General features: G+C 73.0%; 1 protein-coding gene and 1 pseudogene. Both read left to right on the top strand.

The window, feature by feature from the left end; genetic code table 11:
- Positions 1 to 1,298: pseudogene (locus RWX45_RS08925) on the top strand (DEAD/DEAH box helicase); the annotation flags it as partial.
- Positions 1,298 to 2,140, top strand: a complete 843-nt coding sequence (locus RWX45_RS08920) for a uracil-DNA glycosylase (protein WP_316023379.1) — start codon at positions 1,298 to 1,300, stop codon at positions 2,138 to 2,140. The pseudogene RWX45_RS08925 and the gene RWX45_RS08920, both read left to right, overlap by 1 nt.
- The last annotated feature ends 292 nt before the right edge of the window (positions 2,141 to 2,432 follow it).

Here is a 2,432-nt window from a genome sequence, read left to right as displayed (position 1 = left end):
GCGTGGAGGCGCTCGCGGAGGCAATCGCGGCGCTTGAGGGCGTCTGGCTGCCCGCCGAGCTCTGGGAAACCGTGGTTTTCCCGGCGCGCGTGGCCGACTACCGCCCCGCCATGCTCGACGACCTCGTGGCCTCCGGCGAGGTGATCTGGGTCTGCCGCCGACAAGACGGGGCCACCGCGGACTTGGGGCCGAATGCCGCCTCGACGCCGGCCGGTGGCGGCGATGCCGCGCTCGGTGATATCGCCTTCTTTCCCTCGGACTCACCCTTCGCACCGGTGGGCGAGACGCGAGCGGAACCGGGCACGCTGGACGGAAGCGACCAATGGGAGCTGGTGCGCGCCGGGCGGTTGACCGCCGACTCCTTCCAGCCGGTGCGCATGGCCTTGCAGCCCCGGCCGTCCGCATCCCCCGCACGCCGGGTGAGGAGTCGTCGCGTCCGCCGCTACGGCGGCTATCGCGCGGGCTATCGCACCGGGCGGGCTATGCCGACCGGCGGCCATTACAGCGACGAGGCCGCCGCCACCCAGGGCCGCACGGAGCTCACGGCCGTGCTGGCTGCGGCGCGCTGGCGGCACATCCGGCCCGCGCAGGTGAGCGACGAGGAGCAGGCTCTCGCCGTCGTCGAGTCCCTGCTCGACCGCTACGGGGTAATCACCCGGGACGTGGCGCTCGCCGCCGGGGTTCCCGGAGGCTTGGGGCCGGTGCTGCCGGTGCTACGACGTCTGGAGGACACCGGCGCGGTACTGCGGGGGCGGTTCGTATCTGGGCTCGGGCCGGCCCAGTTCGCCGGCCGGGAGACTGTCGATCGCCTGCGCTCCCTGGCCGACACCGGGGAGGGAGCCCCGGAGCCGCCAGTCGTCGTGGATCTCAAGGACCCGGCCTGCCTGGTGGGCGGCGTCGTCGCCTGGCCCGAGCCGACGCTGCCGCCCGGCCTTGAATCGCGGGCCGCGCAGGCCGCGATGACCGCGCGGGCACCCCGGTTGCCGCGTCCGACGGCGCGGCAGGGCACCCGCCTGGTGCTCGCAGGCGGCCGACCGGTGCTGTACGCCGCCGAGCACCTGCGCACTCTCACCTGCTACACGCATGACCTGCCGGAGCTGGAGTCCGCGCTGCGCGCACTGGTGGCGGTGCAGGCCGAGGTGGCCGGGCGGCCCGGGACCACCAGGAAACTGGTGGTGGAATCCCTCAACGGGATCTCGGCGCTCAACCCGGCCGTCGGCGAGCTGCTGCAGGGCGTAGGTCTGGTCCGCGATCCCAAGGGCATGCGCCTGTACATCGACCCGTATCGGAGGCGGTGATGAGCCGCACCGGAGCACGCCACCCGATCACCGGGGAGTTCTTCGACTCGCCCGTACCGCCCGGCACGGGCTGGCCCGATGACCCGGCCGACCCCGACACCCCGGTGGCTGCTTGCGCCGACGACGTCGAGCGGCTAGCGAATGGCACCATCCTGGCGGATCTGGACGCGCGGGTGAGCGTGTGTCGCGCCTGCCCGCGCCTGGTGGCCTGGCGGGAGGAGGTCGCCACGACCGGACGCCGCGCCGCCTTCGCTCACGAACCCTATTGGGGACGGCCGGTGCCGAGCCTGGGGCCAGACGACGCCCGCATCTACGTCGTCGGGTTGGCGCCGGCCGCCAACGGCGCCAACCGCACCGGACGCATGTTCACCGGAGACCGCTCCGGCGACTGGTTGTTCGCGGCCTTCCACCGCGCCGGCCTGGCTCGGCTGGCGACCTCCCAGGCGGCGGGCGACGGCCAGGCGCTCATGGGCGTACGCATGGGGGCCGCCGTGCGCTGCGCCCCACCGGCCAACCGGCCCACCGCAACCGAACGCGCCACCTGTGCGCCCTGGCTCACCCGCGAAGTCTCCCTTCTGCCGCGGGTGCGCGTGCTGCTGGCGCTGGGCGGGATCGCCTGGGATACCACGCTGCGCACGGTCCGGGACTCCGGGTGGGACGCGCCCCGGCCCAAACCGAAGTTCGGCCACGGGGCGCAGGCGAGGCTCACCCGACCCGACGGACGCGAGGTGGTATTGCTGGGCTGCTACCACCCCAGCCAGCAGAACACCTTCACCGGGCGGCTCACCGCCGACATGCTCGATGCGGTGCTCGATACCGCCAAGTACTTGGCTGGCCTGTAAGCGGCCGAGCACCTGGCGGGCCTGTGAACGGACCGACCGCGGCGCGCCGTCGTCGGGGTGCTCTACTACGCTACTTCGCCGTCTAGTACGCCTGTTAAGGGTGTGTTGAAGGGCTGGGAGGCCTTCAGCGGACCCTGAAGTGGCGTAGTAGACCGTGAACAGGCGTAGTAGACGTCGACGGGTGGGGTACGTGAGGTGCCTCGGGCGGGCCTTGGTTACCGGCCGACACAGGCGGGCGGGCGCGCTGTGGGCGCTCGGACGGTGGGGGTTGCGGGGCGACATCGACGGGAGG

The sequence above is a fragment of the Actinomyces sp. MRS3W genome (genome assembly GCF_032465695.1).
Taxonomy (GTDB): domain Bacteria; phylum Actinomycetota; class Actinomycetes; order Actinomycetales; family Actinomycetaceae; genus Actinomyces.
Note: the sequence above shows the minus strand (reverse complement) of the source record. Positions and strands in the feature narration are given on the sequence as shown.

Bases quoted from the DNA above. Each gene is read 5' to 3' on its own strand.
- RWX45_RS08920 (WP_316023379.1), top strand. From the start codon at position 1,298: ATGAGCCGCACCGGAGCACGCCACCCGATCACCGGGGAGTTCTTCGAC.